15 protein-coding genes and 3 pseudogenes are annotated in these 17,909 nt (G+C 66.7%); 12 read left to right on the top strand and 6 right to left on the bottom strand.

Annotation, left to right across the window (positions count from 1 at the left end):
- Window positions 1–3: 3 nt before the first annotated feature.
- Complete coding sequence (gene exbD / locus ACZK2V_RS19020) at window positions 4–429, top strand: TonB system transport protein ExbD (RefSeq protein ID WP_486322676.1); 426 nt, start codon at window positions 4–6, stop codon at window positions 427–429.
- Entirely contained in the window at window positions 426–1,145 is a 720-nt protein-coding gene (locus ACZK2V_RS19015) for an energy transducer TonB (protein WP_071228168.1), read from the top strand. Before exbD ends, ACZK2V_RS19015 begins: the two co-directional genes overlap by 4 nt.
- Window positions 1,146–1,238: 93 nt before the next feature.
- Here ACZK2V_RS19015 and ACZK2V_RS19010 read toward each other — a convergent pair whose 3' ends face one another.
- Complete coding sequence (locus ACZK2V_RS19010) at window positions 1,239–3,266, bottom strand: sodium-translocating pyrophosphatase (RefSeq protein ID WP_111202757.1); 2,028 nt, start codon at window positions 3,264–3,266, stop codon at window positions 1,239–1,241.
- A 308-nt stretch (window positions 3,267–3,574) separates the two neighbouring features.
- On the opposite strand from ACZK2V_RS19010, the pseudogene ACZK2V_RS19005 reads away from it, so the two are divergent.
- Window positions 3,575–4,076: pseudogene (locus ACZK2V_RS19005) on the top strand (hypothetical protein).
- 162 nt (window positions 4,077–4,238) lie between these two features.
- Here the strand turns inward: ACZK2V_RS19005 and ACZK2V_RS19000 are convergent.
- The 3 genes from ACZK2V_RS19000 to ACZK2V_RS18990 all read right to left on the bottom strand — a co-directional run bounded on the left by ACZK2V_RS19000 (window position 4,239) and on the right by ACZK2V_RS18990 (window position 7,005).
- A complete protein-coding gene (locus ACZK2V_RS19000) occupies window positions 4,239–4,628 on the bottom strand; it encodes a DUF488 domain-containing protein (RefSeq protein ID WP_049421719.1) in 390 nt (129 codons plus the stop codon).
- A gap of 120 nt (window positions 4,629–4,748) precedes the next feature.
- Entirely contained in the window at window positions 4,749–5,543 is a 795-nt protein-coding gene (locus ACZK2V_RS18995; RefSeq protein ID WP_049400701.1) for a hypothetical protein, read from the bottom strand.
- 205 nt (window positions 5,544–5,748) lie between these two features.
- Window positions 5,749–7,005 carry a 6-phosphofructokinase gene (locus ACZK2V_RS18990; protein ID WP_049421714.1) on the bottom strand — a complete coding sequence of 419 codons (1,257 nt, stop codon included), beginning with the start codon at window positions 7,003–7,005 and terminating at the stop codon, window positions 5,749–5,751.
- 136 nt (window positions 7,006–7,141) lie between these two features.
- Here ACZK2V_RS18990 and ACZK2V_RS18985 point away from each other — a divergent pair, with 136 nt between their 5' ends.
- From ACZK2V_RS18985 to ACZK2V_RS18975, 3 genes and pseudogenes are all read left to right on the top strand, one after another.
- Complete coding sequence (locus ACZK2V_RS18985) at window positions 7,142–7,705, top strand: adenylate kinase (RefSeq protein WP_032128385.1); 564 nt, start codon at window positions 7,142–7,144, stop codon at window positions 7,703–7,705.
- Between the two features lie 328 nt (window positions 7,706–8,033).
- Window positions 8,034–9,396: pseudogene (gene mpl, locus ACZK2V_RS18980) on the top strand (UDP-N-acetylmuramate:L-alanyl-gamma-D-glutamyl-meso-diaminopimelate ligase).
- The gene (locus ACZK2V_RS18975) at window positions 9,393–9,971 is read left to right on the top strand and encodes an LON peptidase substrate-binding domain-containing protein (protein WP_049421709.1); all 579 of its coding nucleotides are present in this window, start codon (window positions 9,393–9,395) and stop codon (window positions 9,969–9,971) included. The pseudogene mpl and the gene ACZK2V_RS18975 overlap by 4 nt, the downstream one beginning before the upstream one ends.
- A gap of 263 nt (window positions 9,972–10,234) precedes the next feature.
- On the opposite strand, the gene ACZK2V_RS18970 is transcribed toward ACZK2V_RS18975, so the two are convergent.
- The gene (locus tag ACZK2V_RS18970) at window positions 10,235–12,229 is read right to left on the bottom strand and encodes a bifunctional DedA family/phosphatase PAP2 family protein (protein ID WP_049421707.1); all 1,995 of its coding nucleotides are present in this window, start codon (window positions 12,227–12,229) and stop codon (window positions 10,235–10,237) included.
- An 85-nt stretch (window positions 12,230–12,314) separates the two neighbouring features.
- On the opposite strand from ACZK2V_RS18970, the pseudogene ACZK2V_RS18965 reads away from it, so the two are divergent.
- The 3 genes and pseudogenes from ACZK2V_RS18965 (at window position 12,315) to ACZK2V_RS18955 (ending at window position 14,014) form a co-directional block, all read left to right on the top strand.
- Window positions 12,315–12,976: pseudogene (locus ACZK2V_RS18965) on the top strand (serine/threonine-protein kinase).
- Window positions 12,973–13,479 (top strand): DUF2867 domain-containing protein, encoded by a 507-nt coding sequence (locus tag ACZK2V_RS18960; protein WP_329811287.1) that lies wholly within the window; start codon window positions 12,973–12,975, stop codon window positions 13,477–13,479. Before ACZK2V_RS18965 ends, ACZK2V_RS18960 begins: the two are co-directional and overlap by 4 nt.
- A gap of 175 nt (window positions 13,480–13,654) precedes the next feature.
- The gene (locus ACZK2V_RS18955; protein ID WP_049421701.1) at window positions 13,655–14,014 is read left to right on the top strand and encodes a DUF6984 family protein; all 360 of its coding nucleotides are present in this window, start codon (window positions 13,655–13,657) and stop codon (window positions 14,012–14,014) included.
- 193 nt (window positions 14,015–14,207) lie between these two features.
- Here ACZK2V_RS18955 and ACZK2V_RS18950 read toward each other — a convergent pair whose 3' ends face one another.
- Complete coding sequence (locus ACZK2V_RS18950) at window positions 14,208–14,891, bottom strand: hypothetical protein (protein ID WP_049421699.1); 684 nt, start codon at window positions 14,889–14,891, stop codon at window positions 14,208–14,210.
- 108 nt (window positions 14,892–14,999) lie between these two features.
- Here ACZK2V_RS18950 and ACZK2V_RS18945 point away from each other — a divergent pair, with 108 nt between their 5' ends.
- The 3 genes from ACZK2V_RS18945 to ACZK2V_RS18935 all read left to right on the top strand — a co-directional run bounded on the left by ACZK2V_RS18945 (window position 15,000) and on the right by ACZK2V_RS18935 (window position 17,887).
- Window positions 15,000–15,818: an SDR family oxidoreductase gene (locus tag ACZK2V_RS18945; protein WP_071228178.1), complete on the top strand. Its 819-nt coding sequence runs from the start codon at window positions 15,000–15,002 to the stop codon at window positions 15,816–15,818.
- Between the two features lie 93 nt (window positions 15,819–15,911).
- Window positions 15,912–16,904 carry a YiiG family protein gene (locus ACZK2V_RS18940; RefSeq protein WP_486322675.1) on the top strand — a complete coding sequence of 331 codons (993 nt, stop codon included), beginning with the start codon at window positions 15,912–15,914 and terminating at the stop codon, window positions 16,902–16,904.
- Window positions 16,905–16,936: 32 nt separating this feature from the next.
- Window positions 16,937–17,887 carry a YiiG family protein gene (locus ACZK2V_RS18935; protein ID WP_201117245.1) on the top strand — a complete coding sequence of 317 codons (951 nt, stop codon included), beginning with the start codon at window positions 16,937–16,939 and terminating at the stop codon, window positions 17,885–17,887.
- Window positions 17,888–17,909 lie beyond the last annotated feature (22 nt).

Below are 17,909 nucleotides of genomic sequence, written 5' to 3'. Positions count from 1 at the left end.
TCGATGGCGATCAGGACCGCGTCCGACCGCGACGATGTGCCGGAAGAAGCACACGAGATCAATGTCACGCCCTTCATCGACGTGATGCTGGTGCTGCTGATCATCTTCATGGTGGCCGCACCGCTGGCCACCGTGTCGGTGCCGGTGCAGCTGCCGGCCAGCAATGCCAGTGCCACGCCGCCGGAACAGGCACCGGTGTACGTGACCGTCCAGGCCGATCTGTCGCTGCGCGTTGGTGAACAGGCCGTGGCGCGCGACAGCCTGGCGGCTGCATTGCAGGCGGCCACTCACAGTGACACCACGCAGCGCATCTTCCTGTGTGCCGATACCCGTGTGCCCTATGGCGAACTGATGGCCACGCTGGATGCGCTGCGCGCGGCCGGCTACCTGAAGGTGGCACTGGTCGGCCTGGAGCAGGGCGCACGATGAGTGGACTGCGGCGCTGGGCGACCAGCCTGGCGATCGTGCTGCTGGTGCATGCGCTGTTGATCGGCGCGGCCTGCTGGTGGGCGGCCCGTGCGCCGGCGCTGACGGCTGCGGTTCCGCCTGCGGCGCTGATGCTGGAACTGGCGCCGATGGCACAGGCACCGCCGGTGCCGCCGCGCGAGGTCGCGACCGGGCCGCTGCAGCAGCAACAACAGCGGCAGGCGCCGACGCCGGCCCTGCGTGAACAACCCAAGGCGCCGGTGCAGCCGCAGGGTGACCTGCCGCCGCCGCGTACACCGGAGCCGACGCCGTCGCCGGACACCGCTGACGCCAACGTCGCGCAGACCAGCGCACCGCCGCAGGTGGCGGCTGATGCGGCTACACGCTACACCGCACCGCAGACCACGGCGGGTGAGCGCAGTCGTGCCGAGGCGACCTGGGAAGGACGCCTGCTCGGGCACCTGCAGAAACACCGCCGCTATCCGCGCCAGGCCGAGCGGCTGCGCCAGCAGGGTGTGGTCTACGTGCGCTTTGCGGTTGCCCGCGATGGCGCGGTCTCGGGGTTGAAACTGGGCCGCAGCAGTGGCTTCGCGCTGCTCGACCAGGAGACGCTGGACACCGTGCAGCGGGCCAGCCCGGTACCGGCGCCGCCGGCCGAAGTGGCCGGCGACCCGGTGGAAGTGATGGTGCCGGTGTCGTTCTTCCTGCGCGGGCGTTGACCTCGTAGCGTCGAGCTTGCTCGACCGCTCTTGCGGTGTGGGCCAGAAGCAGTCGAGCAAGCTCGACTCTACGGGTTTGCGCATGGTGTGGATCTACAGCAGCGGCACCAGCAGCAGCGCCACGATGTTGATGATCTTGATCAGCGGATTGATCGCCGGACCGGCGGTGTCCTTGTAGGGATCGCCGACGGTATCGCCGGTCACTGCCGCCTTGTGCGCCTCGCTGCCCTTGCCGCCGAAGTGGCCGTCTTCGATGTACTTCTTGGCGTTGTCCCAGGCGCCGCCGCCGGTGGTCATCGAAATGGCCACGAACAGGCCGGTCACGATCGTGCCGATCAGCAGGCCGCCCAATGCGCGCGGCCCCAGCAGCAGGCCGACCACCACCGGCACCGCCACCGGCAGCAGCGAGGGCACGATCATTTCGCGGATCGCCGAGCGGGTCAGCATGTCCACCGCCTTGTCGTACTGCGGCTTGCCGGTGCCCTGCATGATGCCGGGGATCTCGCGGAACTGGCGGCGCACTTCTTCCACCACCGCACCGGCGGCGCGGCCGACCGCTTCCATCGCCATCGCACCGAACAGGTAGGGAATCAGGCCGCCGATCAGCAGGCCGATGATCACCGTGTGGTCGCTGAGGTCGAAGCGGAATTCCTGCCCCGGATGTGCTGCCTGCAGGTTATGGGTGTAGTCGGCGAACAGCACCAGTGCCGCCAGTGCCGCAGAGCCGATCGCATAACCCTTGGTCACTGCCTTGGTGGTGTTGCCCACCGCATCCAGCGGATCGGTGATGTCGCGGATCTCCGAGGGCAGCTCGGCCATCTCGGCGATGCCACCGGCGTTGTCGGTGATCGGTCCATAGGCATCGAGGGCGACGATCATGCCGGCCATCGACAGCATCGCGGTGGCGGCGATGGCGATGCCGTACAGGCCCCCAAGCGCGAACGCGCCCCAGATTGCCGCACACACCGCGACCACCGGTAGCGCGGTGGACTTCATCGAAATGCCAAGGCCGGCGATGATGTTGGTGCCATGCCCAGTGGTCGAGGCCTGTGCCACGTGCTGCACCGGCTTGTACTGGGTGCCGGTGTAGTACTCGGTGATCCACACGATCAGGCCGGTCAGCACCAGCCCGATCAATGCGCAGCCATACAGCGCCATCGGCCCATGCACGTTGTCACTCATCAGCCCGGTGGTGATCGGGTAGAAGGCGATGGCGGCCAGAACGCCGGAGACGATCACGCCCTTGTACAGCGCGCCCATGATCGAGCCGCCTGGCTTCACCTTGACGAACAGTGCGCCGATGATCGAAGCGATGATCGATACGCCGCCCAGCACCAGCGGATACAGCACTGCATTGGCGCCGGCCTCGGCCAGCATCAGGCTGCCCAGCAGCATGGTGGCGATGACGGTGACCGCATAGGTCTCGAACAGGTCGGCGGCCATGCCGGCGCAGTCGCCCACGTTGTCACCCACGTTGTCGGCGATCACCGCCGGGTTGCGCGGATCGTCTTCGGGAATGCCGGCTTCGACCTTGCCCACCAGGTCGGCACCGACGTCGGCACCCTTGGTGAAGATGCCGCCGCCCAGACGCGCGAAGATCGAGATCAGCGAGGAACCGAAGGCCAGGCCGACCAGGGCATGCAGCGCCTGTTCCATCGGCAGGCCCATGCGCAGCAGCAGCGCGTAGTAGCCGGCCACGCCCAGCAGGCCGAGGCCGACCACCAGCATGCCGGTGATGGCGCCGCCGCGGAAGGCGACGTCCATTGCGGCGCTGATGCCGTGGCGTGCAGCTTCGGCAGTGCGTACGTTGGCGCGTACCGACACGTTCATACCGATGTAGCCGGCCGCACCGGACAGCACCGCGCCGACTGCGAAGCCAATCGCGGTGTACCAGCTGAGGAACACACCGACCAGCACGAACAGCACCACACCGGCCACGCCGATGGTCAGGTACTGGCGGTTGAGGTAGGCACGCGCACCTTCCTGGATCGCGGTGGCGATCGCGACCATGCGTTCATTGCCGGTGGGTTGGCGCAGGATCCAGCGCGCCGAGACGATTCCGAACAGGATCGCGAGAATGGCGCAGCCCAGCGCCAATGACAGCCCGTGACGTTCCAGCATTAGACCCCTCCGCAGAATGGATGTAGGCATCCAGTGGCGATGAACGGCACCACGAGGGGGACGACGGGCTGCAGCCTGGAACCAACCCGTACCGACCTTGGTGGTCGTCCGACGTATGGCGGTGTTCAGCATTCCCTGGTGCCCGCAGTATGCGTGCCGCGCACTGTAGAGTCGAGCCGTGCTCGACTGGTTTTTACGAGCCCCGCCGCATGCCGCCAGTCCATGGGCATGATTCGAAAGCCACAGGCCTTTGCACCCCGTTAAGCCAGCCTCTGCAAGCCTGCGCTCAGTCCCGTAGGAGATTCCCCATGCGCCTGTCCCTGTTGATGCTTGCCGCCCTGGTCCCGGCCGTACCGGCACTCGCCGCGGAAACCCCGGAGCTGCAGCGCGCCGTGGGTGCCCCCCAGGCCGTGGGCGCGGTGCATACCCTGCGGCAGATTCCCGAGGCCTGCGCGCGCCTGGAAGGTGCCTTCACCGGTCAGGCGGCCGAGCCGTATCGCTTCGCGCCGGTGCGGACCAGCGAGCAGTGCCAGCCGCGCGCGTTTCGTCGACTATGCCAAGGCGCAGCCAAGCGCCGACAAGGGCTGGAAGCTCAATGATGTGATCCGCGTGCCCAGCGCCGCCTGCCCGGCACAGCAGGCCGTGGTGCGCGTGTGGCGCCTGCCGTCGAACAACAAGGTCGAGCTGGACGGGCAGGGCCAGTCGCGCATCTATCTGGAAGAGGCCAAGAAGCAGGCCGCTGCCGGCCAGATTCCGCAGGTGACGATGTTCGCCGCGCAGCTGCAGATGGAAGGCAAGGCCTGCAATTGAGGCCGTCCAGCAGCGCGCATCAACGCATGGCGTGGATCTACTGACGTGCCCGGCGCTGCGCATCCACGCATGGCGTGGATCTACTTCGCTGCGCATCGGTAGTGCCGGGCCATGCCCGGCGGGCAACCTGGTAGTGCCGGCCGCTGGCCGGCTCCCCTGCAATCACTCCGCCAGCGTCGCCCCGCGCGCCACCAGCAGCTCTCGCAGGGCCCTGCGATGGCAATGCGCTTCATCCTCGCAGTAGCACCCCACGCTGATGTCGCTGTGCTGTGACATCGCGGCCAGCAGGTCCAGCGCGTGGGCCGCGTCCGGCGCCTTCATCTCGGCCTTGTAGTGGCGGAAGAACGCATTCCAGTCGGCCGCAGTTTTCGCTTCGTGCGCCCGCTTTACCAGTTCCGCGCTGGGTGACAGGGGCGGGAACCAGACGTCGTACCAGTCCTGTGTCGCGAATTCGCTGCGTGGTACGCCGCGCGGTGGTCGCCGCACGGTACCGATACGCAGCCCTTCGCCGGGGTGGCGCGGCGTACCCAGTCGAACAACACGCAGTGCCATGATGACCTCCGGACGGGGTATCCATCATCCTGCGATGCACGTGCGCCAGGTGTGAACCGCTGTGGAAACGAAAAGGCCCGGGCGCCTGCGCACCCGGGCCTTTTCCCATGCTGGCAGCGATCAGTTGCCGCGGCAGTCCTTCAACCACAACACACGACCAATCTGGTCGTAGCTGTCGACCACACCAGTCAGCGTCACCTTCTCGCGCGGGCGCAGGGCCAGCGCATACGCGGCCTGGTTGGCTGCAAACGAGCAGGAAATGGCCACGCGCTCAAAGTCGATGCTGCCATCGCTGGGCAGGTCAAAGCTGGTGTTGTAGGTGCCGCCACTGCGCAGCACGGAGGTGATGCGACCGGTGATGGCGTAGGTCTTGCCCTTGTAGCGCGGCTCGACCGCGGCCGGGTTGTCCTTGTTCTGGTTGCGCAGCTGGAAGCCGAAGCGGTCGGCGGCAATCGTTACCACCGACGCCTGCGGAGTGGCCTTGGCTGCCTGTTCGCCAGCCTTGCCCGGCTTGATCTGGTTGAGCAGCTTGCACATTTCTTCGCGCACGCCATCGGCCGAGGCAATGGCGCCCTTGTTGACCTTCACCACCATGCCGACGGTGCCCTGGCCGCCTTCGGAGGTGGCACTGATGATCATCGGAATCGGCTTGTGGGCCATGGATTCCGGCTCTTCGATCAGCATCGAGCCGCCTTCCACGTCCTCGCTGAGGACGTCCATGTTGGCGTTCTTGGCGATCACCCGCATCTGGCCGATGGCACTGGCCACGGTCAGGTCTGGATGGGTGACCGATGAGGTGAAGGTCGTGCCGACGAAGGGATTGCCCTTCTTCTGGAAGTTGCTTTCGCAGGTCGCAGCGAAGGCCGGCGCGGCGGCACCGCACAGCAGCGCGGCGATCAGGATCGGGTGCTTCATGGTTACAGTCCTTGTGAAATGGCAGCACAGGCCCGGGCCTTGAAGGCCGGGCAGCGTCGAATCTGGCTTGCGGCGGCCCCTTTGCCCCGGGCCGGAGCCCGATTGTGGGGTGCTTCGGCGGCCGCCGCAATGTGCCCTGCGCTCCGCACAGGGCTCAACACAAAGGGGCGTATACGACTTAATCCCCTCCGTCCCCTTTTTCGGCTCAGCCCTCGAAGGCCGGCAGCTTCTGCTTCACGGCCACGTTCTTCAGCGTCACGTACTTCGGCAGGCCGTCGGTGCCATAGGGCAGCGGGGCTTCGCCCTTGATCAGCGGCGACAGGTAGGCGCGTGCCTTGGCGGTGATGCCGAAGCCGTCGCGGCGGATGAAGCCGGCGGGCATCTTCTTTTCATGATTGGCGATCTTCGACAGCGGCGCCGCTTCGATCTTCCAGCGATAGGGCGCATCGCTGCTGCGCACGATCACCGGCATCACACCGTTCTGGCCCTTCAGCGCCAGCTGCACGGCGGCCTTGCCGACCGCCTGCGCCTGCTCCCAGTCGGTCTTGCTGGCCAGGTGGCGGGCCGAGCGCTGCAGGTAGTCGGGCAGCGCCCAATGCACCTTCAGGCCCAGTTGGTCCTTGACCCGGCCGGCCAGGTGCGCGGCCACGCCGCCCAGCTGCGAGTGACCGAACGAGTCCTTGCCGCCACCGGCGTCGGCGACGAAGCGGCCATCGGCGGTGGCGATGCCTTCCGACGCCACCACCACGCAGTAGCCGACGCGCTCGACCACCGCCTTGACCTTGGCCAGGAACGCCGCTTCGTCATAGGCGCGTTCGGGCAGCAGGATGATGTGCGGCGCTTCGTCATCACCGTTGCCGGCCAGACCGGCGGCCGCAGCCAGCCAGCCGGCGTGGCGGCCCATGGCCTCGTAGATGAAGACACGGGTGGAGGTCTCGGCCATTGCCGCCACGTCCAGCGCCGCCTCGCGCACCGAGACCGCGGTGTACTTGGCCGCCGAGCCGAAGCCGGGACAGGTGTCGGTCACCGCCAGATCGTTGTCGATGGTCTTGGGCACGCCGATGCAGGTCAGGTCGTAGCCGGAGGCCTTGGCCAGCTGCGAGACCTTCAGCGCGGTGTCGGCCGAGTCGTTGCCGCCGTTGTAGAGGAACCAGCGCACGTCGTGTGCGCGCAGCACTTCCAGCAGGCGGTCGTAGCGGGCGCGGTCGGCATCCAGCGATTTCAGCTTGACCCGGCACGAGCCGAAGGCGCCGCCCGGGGTATGGGCCAGCGCGCGGATCGCGGCGGCACTCTCTTTGCTGGTGTCGATCAGCTCCTCGCGCAGGGCGCCGAGGATGCCGTTGCGGGCGGCCAGAACCTTGATGCCCTTGGCCCGGGCCTGCTCGATCACCGCCGCCGCCGTGGCGTTGATGACCGCGGTGACACCGCCGGACTGGGCGTAGAGGAGAGTACCGTTGCGCATGCTTCTACCTGCTCGGGGGAGGGGACATTGCAGGGACATTACCCGGATGCGGTAAAGTGGCGCTATTGCGGTGCAGCGATACCGGTCCGTCCGGGACGCGAACCTTCTTTGTTTTCAACACGTTGGAGTCAGGTCAATGCGATTGGTTCTGTTGGGACCGCCCGGTTCGGGCAAGGGGACACAGGCGACGCGCCTGAAGGAAAAGCTGGGGATCGCCCACATTTCGACCGGTGACATGCTGCGCGCGGAAATCGCCGCGGGCACGGAGCTGGGCAAGCAGGCCAAGACGGTGATGGATGCCGGCAACCTGGTGTCGGACGACATCCTGCTGGGCATGCTGGAGTCGCGCCTGACCCAGGCCGATGTCGCCAAGGGCTTCATCCTCGATGGCTACCCGCGCAATGTGGCCCAGGCCAATGCGATGGACGGCCTGCTGGCCAAGATCGGCCAGCCGCTGGATGCCGTGGTGCAGCTGGACGTGGCCACCGAGCTGCTGGTCGAGCGCATCGCCGGTCGTGCCAAGGAACAGGGCCGCGCCGATGACACGCCGGAAGCGGTGCGCCAGCGCCTGCAGGTCTACAACGACCAGACCGCCCCGGTGGTCGACTTCTACGCCGGCCGTGGCACCCTGGCCCGCGTCGACGGCGTCGGTGAGCTGGACGAGATCGAAGCCCGCATCCTGGCGGCGATCAAGGGGTGATCCTGCAGGGCCGGTGCACTGCCGGTCCTTCGGGTGCAAAAAGCACAGGCCTGGTCCGCGAGGACCAGGCCTGTGTCGTTTGATAGGCGCCAGCAGAGGGCTTGCTCAGGGCCCCGCAGCATGAGCTCCCTTGGGGATGGCCTCTTGGGGAGTAGGACCGGTTCGGGTACTGCGGCTGGCAGTTCGAATTGTGTCCGGGTTCACAGAACATCGCTATCGGGATTTCCCTGACAGATGATTGGAGTTTTCTCACATCCTGTGTAGGACTTGTCTTACCCCGGATCGGACATTGGCCCTATACAGCCGTCATCGGTCACAATCCTCGGTCATGAGCAGCGTACATATCCTTGCAATCGCCGGCACCTTCATGGGCGGCGTGGCCGCCCTGGCGCGGGAACTGGGCCATACGGTCAGCGGCAGCGACCAGGCCATCTATCCGCCGATGTCGACCCAGCTCGAACAGCTGGGCATCACCCTGGATCAGGGTTACCGCGCCGACAGCGTGCCGGCCGGTACCGACGAGGTGGTGATCGGCAACGCGCTCTCGCGCGGCAACCCGGCCGTGGAGGCCGTGCTCGACGCCGGCCAGCGCTACATCTCCGGCGCCCAGTGGCTGTCCGAACAGGTGCTGCCGGGCCGCGACACCCTGGCCGTGGCCGGTACCCACGGCAAGACCACCACCACCACCATCCTCACCTGGCTGCTGGAAAGCGCCAGTCGTTCACCCGGTTTCCTGATCGGCGGCGTAGCCGAGGATTTCGGCGTCTCCGCCCGCCTGGGCCAGGGCCGCGAGTTCGTGGTCGAGGCCGACGAGTACGACACCGCCTTCTTCGACAAGCGCAGCAAGTTCGTGCACTACCGGCCGCTGGTGGCCATCCTCAACAACCTTGAATACGACCACGCCGATATCTTCCCCGACGTGGCCGCGATCCAGCGCCAGTTCCACCATCTGGTGCGCACGGTGCCGGCGCGTGGCCGACTGATCGTCAACGGCGAGGATCAGCATCTGGCCGAAGTGCTGGCGATGGGCTGCTGGACGCCGGTCGAACGCTTCGGATTCGATCCGTCGCTGGAATGGCATGCCGAGCTGCTGGCCGCCGATGGCAGCGCCTTCCGCGTGCATCACCGCGGGCAGGCAATGGGCGATGTGCAGTGGTCGCTTCTGGGCCGTCACAACGTGCTCAACGGCCTGGCCGCGCTGGCCGCCGCGCATGCAGTGGGCGTGGCGCCGGCCGAGGTGATTCCGGCGCTGGCGCGCTTCCGCAGCGTCAAGCGCCGCATGGAAGTGATCGGCCAGCATGACGGCATCACCATTTACGACGACTTCGCCCATCACCCGACCGCGATCGCCACCACATTGGAAGGCCTGCGTGCCAAGGTGGGTGATGCGCGCATCGTGGTCGCGATGGAGCCGCGCAGCAATTCGATGCGACTGGGCGCACACGCGCAGGCGCTGGCTCCGTCGCTGGCGCTGGCCGATGAAGTGGTGTTCCTGCATCGCCCGGAACTGGCCTGGGATGCCGCTGCGGTGATCGCCGCGGTGCGTGGCGAAGCGCACGCGGTGCCCGATACCGACGCGTTGCTGGCGCAATTGCAGGCCAGCGCGCAGTGGTGACCACGTGGTGTTCATGTCCAATGGTGGCTTCGACGGCGCGCCGCGCCGTTTCCTGGCCGCGCTGCAGGCCCGATGAGCGTCGACGGTTCGCTGCCGCTGTTTCCGCTGCACACCACGCTGGTGCCGGGTGCGGCGGTGGGCCTGCGTGTATTCGAGCGCCGCTATCTGGACCTGGTCCGCGACAGCGGCCGCAGTGGTGAGGGGTTTGGTGTCTGTCTGATCCTCGATGGCGAGGAAGTCGGCGCACCGGCAACGCCGGCCGCCTATGGCGTGCAGGTACGCATCGAAGACTTCGATGTCGGCGCCGACGGCGTTCTGCAGTTGCGCCTGCGTGGCACCCGCCGCTTCCATGTCGAGCGCACCCGCGTACGCGACAACGGCCTGGTGGTGGCCGACGTGCGTTGGTGTGATGAAGACCCGGACGATGAGCTACGGCCGCAGCATGCGCTGCTGGCCACGGTGCTGGGTCACATCATCGAACAGGCGGGCGACGCCTATGCGCCCGCCAGCCCGGCACTGCTGGACCAGGCCAGCTGGGTCGGCTGGCGGTTGGCCGAACTGCTGCCGCTGAGCGAGCAGCAGCGCCTGCAGCTGCTGCAGATGGACGACCCACACCAGCGATTGCAGCAGTTGCTGGGCTGGATGCCGTAACCGGAAACCGCCAACCAAGGTTGGCGACTACCAGGGCGCGGCGGAACCGGAAAACGCCAACCAAGGTTGGCGACTACCAGGGCGCAGCGGAACCGGGAAACGCCAACCAGGGTTGGCGACGGCCGGAGCGCAGCGGAACCGGGAAACGCCAACCAAGGTTGGCGACGGCCAGAGCGCCGGAACCGGTAGATGCCAACCTTGGTTGGCAGCCTTCACCGAAGCGCCAACCAAGGTTGGCGACTACCAGAGAAGCACCGGCTCGATCACGGCATGGTCTTCAACCGCAACACCGGCAGCCCGGTTTCGCTGTGCACATCCTCCCGCTGCGGCAGGTCCTGCACGGCGTCCTTCACCGCGTTCAACGCCGGGTCGACACCCCGCAGCGGGTGCCACATGCCGATCCATTCGAAGTGGCGCTCGTAACGCAGGGTCTGTGCACTGCCCAGCCACAGCGGCGTGTTGCCCGGCTGCAGCTGCGCGGGTGCCGGCCACAGGCGCAGCACATAGCGCTCATCCGGCTTCGCACCCTGGCGCACCATCAGCAGTGCTTCCACGCGGGTGTCCAGCGTCGCCGGCAACACCGGCAGCTCGTCGGCGCCGGTGTTCTTGTCCAGCATCAGCAGCGCCTGCTGCCAGCCGGCCTGCTCCTGCCGCTTCCAGCCGCGGGCTTCCAGCTGCGCCTGCAGCGGCGCCAGCGGGCCCGCCACCTGCACGTCCAGCGGCCAGCGCTGGTCGTCGTCGAACTCGTTGCGGCGCGCCGGCAGCGTGGCCCAGTCGTGCTGCCACCAGGCTTGCGCATCCATCGCCTGCGGTGCCGGCAGGGTCGGCTCGAACCGCTCCAGCTTCACCGGAATGTGGCGCGGCGCGTACCACATCGCCGCCACGGCGAAGACGCCGTAGAACAGCCAGGCCACCGGCTTCACCCAGAACGAGCGGTTGAAGCGGCGGCGGTAGGCGATGCCCAGCACCAGCAGCCAGAACGTGCCGAACAGCATGCCGCCGATCACATCGCTCAGCCAATGCGCGCCCAGGTACAGGCGCGAGAAGCCGATCAGGCTGACCACGATGCCCGACACCAGGTACGGCCAGACGCGGGTGCGACCGGGCATCTCGCGGGCGATCAGCACCGCGAAGAAACCGAAGGTGATGGTGGCCATGGTCACCGACACCGACGGGAAGCCAAAGCCGCTGCTGGCATCGACCGGGCGCACCACATCCACGGTGGCACCGAGCAGCATGGTCAGCGCCAGGCCGAAGGCAAGCGCGGCCAGCCAGTGCGCGGCCGCCATCCAGCGTCGGCGCCAGATCAGGTAGCCCATCGCCGCCGCGGTGGCCGGCAGCAGTACCTGCCAGGCGCCCAGCGATGCCAGTGCGGCCATCGGGTAGTCGGCCAGCGGGTTGCGCAGCGCCAGCATGGCCTGGTGCACCAGCAGGTCGATCGCCAGCGGCTCGCCGTGTGCGACCACCACGGTCAGTAGCGCGAACCAGCCCCAGCCCAGTACCAGCAGCATCAACGCCAGCATCGCCAGCGGCACCGATTCGCGGCGCTTGGGATCAAGCACGCCGACGGTGTAGCGACCCAGCGTCGGGTGGCGGTTGGACCAGTCCAGCAGGCGTGCCAGCCAGTTATCCATGCGTGCGGCCGACCAGCGGTAGCCGTACAGCACGATGGCCCAGACCAGGCCGAGGATCACCGCCAGCAGGCCGACCACCACCACCAGTCGCCCAGCCACCGCAGCCACCGCGTCGTAGGCCTCGCCGAGAATCCAGCCCGGGGCCAGGAACAGCACCGCCCAGGAAATGCTGGCGATACCGCTGGCCTGCACATAGCGGCTGGCGGGCATCTTCATCATGCCGGCGATGGCCGGCACGAACGGGCGGATAGCGCCCACGTAGCGTGCGATCAGGATGCTCTTGAAGGCATTGCGGCGGAACAGGTTCTCGCCGCGGTCGAGCAGCTGCGGGTAGCGGCTGAACGGCCACACGCCACGCAGGCGGTCGCCCCAGCGGCGGCCGATCCAGTAGCTGATGCCATCACCGGCGAACGCACCCAGCGCCGCCGCCGCCACCGCATACGGCCCGGAGATCTGGCCCAGGCCGATGAACACGCCCACCGCGAAAAGCAGCGGCAGGGCCGGCACGATGGCACCGAGAATGATCACCGCATCGCAGAAGGCGATGAGGAAGATAACGGCACCCGCCAGCACGGGGTGAGCGGCAATCCACGCAAGGGTGGCGTCGATCCATGAAGAGTCCATTGCCCGATTATAGGGGCGTGAAGGTGACTGGTTCCCAGCCGCTTCGTGACCGTTTGCAACCGGCGCCATCGCCTAGAATGGGCACATGCCGCATTCGCCAGACACGCCCTCGCACGCCCTGAAGGCCGACAGCTTCGGTCGCATCCTCCTTGTGGAAGGGCCTGCCGGTCCCTTCGTGCGCCGTGACCTGGGCGCCACGCCGCTGTGGCTGCGGCTGCCGGCCTGGTGGCTGGCCCGCCGTGAAGCGCGGCGCTGCGCCACATCCACGGCATGGCCGATGTGCCGCAGCTGCTGGCTTGGGATGGCCGTCAACTCGACCGCAGCTTCATGGCCGGTGATGCCATGTACCAGCGCCCGCCGCGTGGCGATCTGGCCTGGTTCCGCTCGGCGCGTCGGCTGCTGCAGCAGCTGCATCGCAATGGCGTGGCACACAATGATCTGGCCAAGGAAGCCAACTGGCTGGTCACCGACGATGGCCGCCCGGCATTGATCGACTTCCAGCTGGCGGTGATCGGCAACCCGCGCTCGCGCTGGATGCGCCTGCTGGCCCGCGAGGATCTGCGCCATCTGCTCAAGCACAAGCGCATGTATTGCCGCGAGTCGCTCACCCCGGTGGAGAAGCGCGTGCTCAAGCGCACCTCGTGGGTGCGCGAACTGTGGTTCGCCACCGGCAAGCCGGTCTACCGCTTCGTCACCCGCCGCATCCTGCATTGGGAAGACAACGAGGGGCAGGGGCCGAAGCCGTGAGCCCTGCGCAGGTGGCGACCGGCCCGCCAAGCGCGGGCAGCGTCCTGCGCCCACAGCTGGCCGGCGCCGACTTCGTGCACGCCTGCCAGGCGACGACCCATCGTGATGGACGCTCGGCCTTGCAGGCCTATCGCGATATGGCCGCGACCATTCCCGGCTGGTTCGACGGATTGATGGCGCTGCGCAACCACGGCATGCGCCTGCTCGGCATGAAGCACCTGGGCTCATTGCGTGCGGTGCAGGATGTTGCGGATCCTCAACCCGGGCAGCGGCTGGGCATCTTCACCCTGCAGTCGCTGACTGACGATGCGATCGTGCTGGAAGACGACGATCGCCACCTGCGTGTGCAGCTAGCCCTGCAGTGGCAGGGCGCCGTGCTGGAGGTGGCGACGGTGGTGCATACGCACAACGCGTTCGGGCGCGTGTACATGCTGCCGGTCGCGCCGGTGCATCGGTTGATCGTGCCGCATCTGCTGAGGAAGCAGGTGCAGGCGTACCGGTAGATCCACGCCATGCGTGGATGCAGTTTGCGATCCATTACATGCTCGTCGGTCATTGCCAAGTGTCACTGAAACGTGGATTCTGCATGCGGCACTCCAGCACCAGTCCAACGCGATGTAAGCAGGGCCGGGGGGCGCGGTGAGTCGGTACGGGAGCAACCCTGAGATCAACGATGCGATGAGCAATCCGACGCGTGCTGTTTCCTGCTTTGAAAGGCAGTTGATCGAGGCTGTGGCATCTCATCTGCCTGAGGCCTCTGCCTCGCAGCTTCACGCCGACCTTGCTCTCGCAGCGGCCGTGGAAATGGGTCTTGGTGGAGCTCGGGTGGGATTCGTCATTTCCGGATATGAGCGTCCTCCGTACCAAGGCCAGCACGCGTATCCCGTCGAGCTGCAGATGCAGGACGCAGATGGTGCTGAACTCACGCCGATTCTTCATGCGGACGCAAACGACCGTCTGCTGGAGCTGGAAATCATCCGCTGGGACGGTGCCGAGCTGATATCTCCTCGAATTGAAAGCTTGGTCTGCTATGCCTGAGGTGGCAATGAAGGGTTCTGGTGGAAACAAGCACGATGTGCGGATGGCCGGCCTCGAAGAGCCGGTGGACGTCGCGGACGATTCTTGCGAATTCGAGTGAAGGGTCTTGCTAGTGGCGATGATGTGGAGCCGAGCCATGCTCGGCTGCATTCAATGAGCCGAGCATGGCTCGGCTCTACAGACGCCGGTGACCTTACGGCGTCGCCGGCACCACCTGCTGGCCGATGAAGTTGCGCTTGGCGTCGAAGTCGTAGGCGATCTGCAGCTGGCCCACATCCGGGCAGGCGTGGCAGTCGCGCAGTGGCGTGCGATACATCACGCGGATGCCGCCATTCTCCAGTGGCGTGGCCCCGGCAGACTGCGCCGGGGCGAACGGCGTGGCCTGCGGGTTGGCCTTCAGCAGTTCCTGCACGGCGGGGTCGGCACGCAGGGTGTCGTCCAATTGCACGGCATCCACATCGATGCGCTTGCCGCTGGCGTCGACCAGGCGGGTGCCTTCGTTGGTGTTGGCGCGGAACGGATACTCGACCGTGGCAATGCCCAGTCCTTCGTTCTCGTGCCAGGCGGTTACATAGGCCAGCTCACCGCCGCTGGACAACTGCTCGGCGGCGGTAACGGCATCGGTACTGGCGCCACCGGCGCGCATCGCATCACGCAGGCAATCGCGGGTCGCAGCATTCTCGCCCTGGCGGCAGGCATTGAGATCGCCATCCCAGACCACCGCCTCGCTCCAGCGCAGCTTGCCGTCGGCGGCGGCCTTCTCCGCGCTGGGCGCGTCACCGGCGGGCGGCTCCTTTCCGGGTTCCGGCGAACGGCCCTGGCAGGCGGTCAGCAGGGCAAGCCCCAGGGCAGGCAGCAACAGGCGGGAACGGCGCATGGCGTGGACCTCGTGCGTTGTCTGGAGGCCCGAGTATCGTCAAGGACAGGTGAACTCCGCGTCGGCGCGGCATACTAGCGGCTCATTGCATACGCTGGAGTGTGGAACGTGGGCAGTCTGCAGGGCAAAACGCTTTTCATCACCGGTGCCTCGCGCGGCATCGGCCTGGCCATCGCACTGCGCGCTGCGCGCGACGGCGCCAATGTGGCCATTGCGGCCAAGTCGTCGGTGCCGAACCCGAAGCTGCCGGGCACCATCCATACCGCGGCCGAAGCGGTAACGGCGGCTGGCGGCCAGGGCCTGGCCCTGAAGTGCGACATCCGCGAGGAAGAGCAGGTGCAGGCGGCGGTGGCGGCCACGGTCGATACCTTCGGTGGCATCGACATCCTGATCAACAACGCCAGCGCGATCTGGTTGCGCGGCACGCTGGATACGCCGATGAAGCGCTTCGACCTGATGCAGCAGGTCAATTCGCGTGGCAGCTTCCTGTGTGCGCAGGCCTGCCTGCCGTACCTGCTGCAGGCGCCGAACCCGCACATCCTCACCCTGGCGCCGCCGCCGAGCCTGGAGCCGAAGTGGTGGGCACCGCACACCGGCTACACGCTGGCGAAGATGGGCATGAGCTTCGTCACCCTGGGCCTGGCCGCCGAATTCGGTCCGCAGGGCGTGGCGGTGAATGCGCTGTGGCCGCGCACGGTGATCGCCACCGATGCGATCAACATGATTCCGGGCGTGGATGCGGCTGGCTGCCGCACGCCGCAGATCATGGCCGATGCCGCACATGCGGTGCTGGTGCGTGAAGCGGCCGGCTTCCACGGCCAGTTCCTGATCGACGATGAAGTGCTGGCACAGGCCGGTATCACCGATCTTTCCGGATACGCGGTGGATCCGTCGCGGCCGTTGTTGCCGGATCTGTTCCTGGATTGACCGCGCGTCGCTGGAAGAGGCCGAGGGCTGCGACCCTCGGCCTGCTGCGCTAGAATGCGTGGCTGTAATCGTTTTCAACAAGGATGTGAGCACATGTCACGCACTCTTTCCGTCGCGGCGCTGGCCGCTTCGCTGTCGTTGATCCTGACCGCCTGCGGTGGCAAGGCACCCGTAGCTGCGTGCGGCGCCGCTGCCTCCGGCACGCCGGACGCCAGCACGGCCCCGTCCGATACACAGCAGCAGCTGACCGCCAAGCTCAACGCCTACATCGGCTGCTTCAACGCGCTGGATTCGAAAACCCACGGCAGCATCCAGTCCTACACGCGCTGGATCAAGGATGTCGACGCTGGCCCGACCGGACGCGAGACGCACGTGTACGGCCCGTTCGAGATCAGCGACTACGACATGAAGCAGTGCGACGCCCCGGTGACCGAGGCGATTGCTGCCAAGCCGGCGCTGGCCGAACTCGATGCGGCTGCAGGTCACTACCAGCAGGCGCTGAAGGCGCTGGTGCCGGTCAGCAAGGACGCGCATGACTACTACGATCGCCAGGACTACGAAGACGACCAGTTCGCCAAGGGCAAGCAGCTGCACGCGCCCTTGATGGCTGCCTTCAAGGATTTCGTGGCTGCCAGCGAAACGTTCAATGCCGAGCTGGAGCGCCAGAACGACGCCGCCCAGCGCGAGCAGCTCAAGGCGCTGGAACAGGCCGAGGGGCGCACGCGCGAGTACTACCGTCTGGCGATGATGCTGGAAGCGAAGGCCATCATGGATCTGATGAGCGAGGATGATTTCGATCAGGCCAAGGCCCGCGAACGCCTGGATGCCTTCAACCGCATTTCCGATGAAGCGCACGCCAAGGTTGCCGACCAGGAACCGGGCAAGTCGGACTGGGAAGGCTTCGAGCGTGGGGCCGAGAATTTCCGGCGCGAAGGCAAGGAGCGGCTGCAGCGCGTCAGCGAGAAGAAGCCTTACACCGATTTCGAACGACGCATGCTTGATTCGCCGTCGATGGCGCCGCGTGGCTCTGCCAACAAGCTGATGCAGGAATACAACACGCTCGTTTTCCAGAGCAACCGCCAGTGACCGGCGCGCCAGCACCCATGCGAGAGACCATGATGACTTCCTGTCTGCGTATCGTGCCGCTGCTGCTGATCGGCGCTGTGGCTGGCCTGAGCGGCTGCAACAAGTCGGCAGGGTTGTCGCTGGCCGACCCCAGCCTGGAGAAGGTGAACGCCTACATCGAGTGCTACAACGGCGTTGAACAACCCATTCACGAGGGTTTCCAGACCTACACCAGCTGGATGAAGGACCCTGAAGCCGGCCCGACCGGCAAGGAAGCGCAACCGCGTTCGCCCGGGAAGGTGCTGTCGCACCGCGTCGAGTACTGCGGCCAGCCACTGACCGACGCGCTGGCGAAGACCCCGGCCTTGCAGATGGATGGCCCCGCGCGTGACTATCAGCAGGCCTTCCAGGCATTGAACACCCTGGTCGAGCGCGCCGATGGATACTTCACCCGCGAGGATTATCGTCGTGATGGCGGTGAAGGGATGCGCAGCCAGCATGCCCCGCTGATGCAGGCCTATGCTGATTTCTTCAAGGCCAGCGAAGCGATGGATGTGGCGCTGGAAAAGAACGAGAACGATCGCCGTGCCGCGCAGCTGAAGCAGATCGAGGAGAGCGAAGGGCGCTCGCTGGCCTACTATCACCTTCGCCTGCTGGGCGACGGCAAGCTACTGGCCACGGCGTTCCAGGACGACGCACCGGATGTTGCGGCGCTGCGCGTGCAGCTGGCTGACTATCAGGCACTGGTGACGGAAATCCAGAACGGCGGCGTCGGCAAGGACGACCCGATGTGGGGCCACGTGCAGCGTTCGGCGGACAAGCTGGTGCGTACTGCGGGACGTGGCGTCGAGCGCCTGGAGCAGCACAAACCGATCACCGCCGAAGCGCTGGCGGCAGAGCGGAAGGCGTCGGGCAGTTGGCTCACCACCGACCCGGAAGGAGCGCAGTCAACGATCCTCGCCGCATACAATGATCTGGTGACCACCAGCAACCGCATGCGGTGAGCAACGGCACACGCATCCATGC

This window comes from Stenotrophomonas sp. 93052_Sma (assembly GCF_056481145.1).
This window is presented reverse-complemented; position numbering and strand designations above follow the sequence as displayed.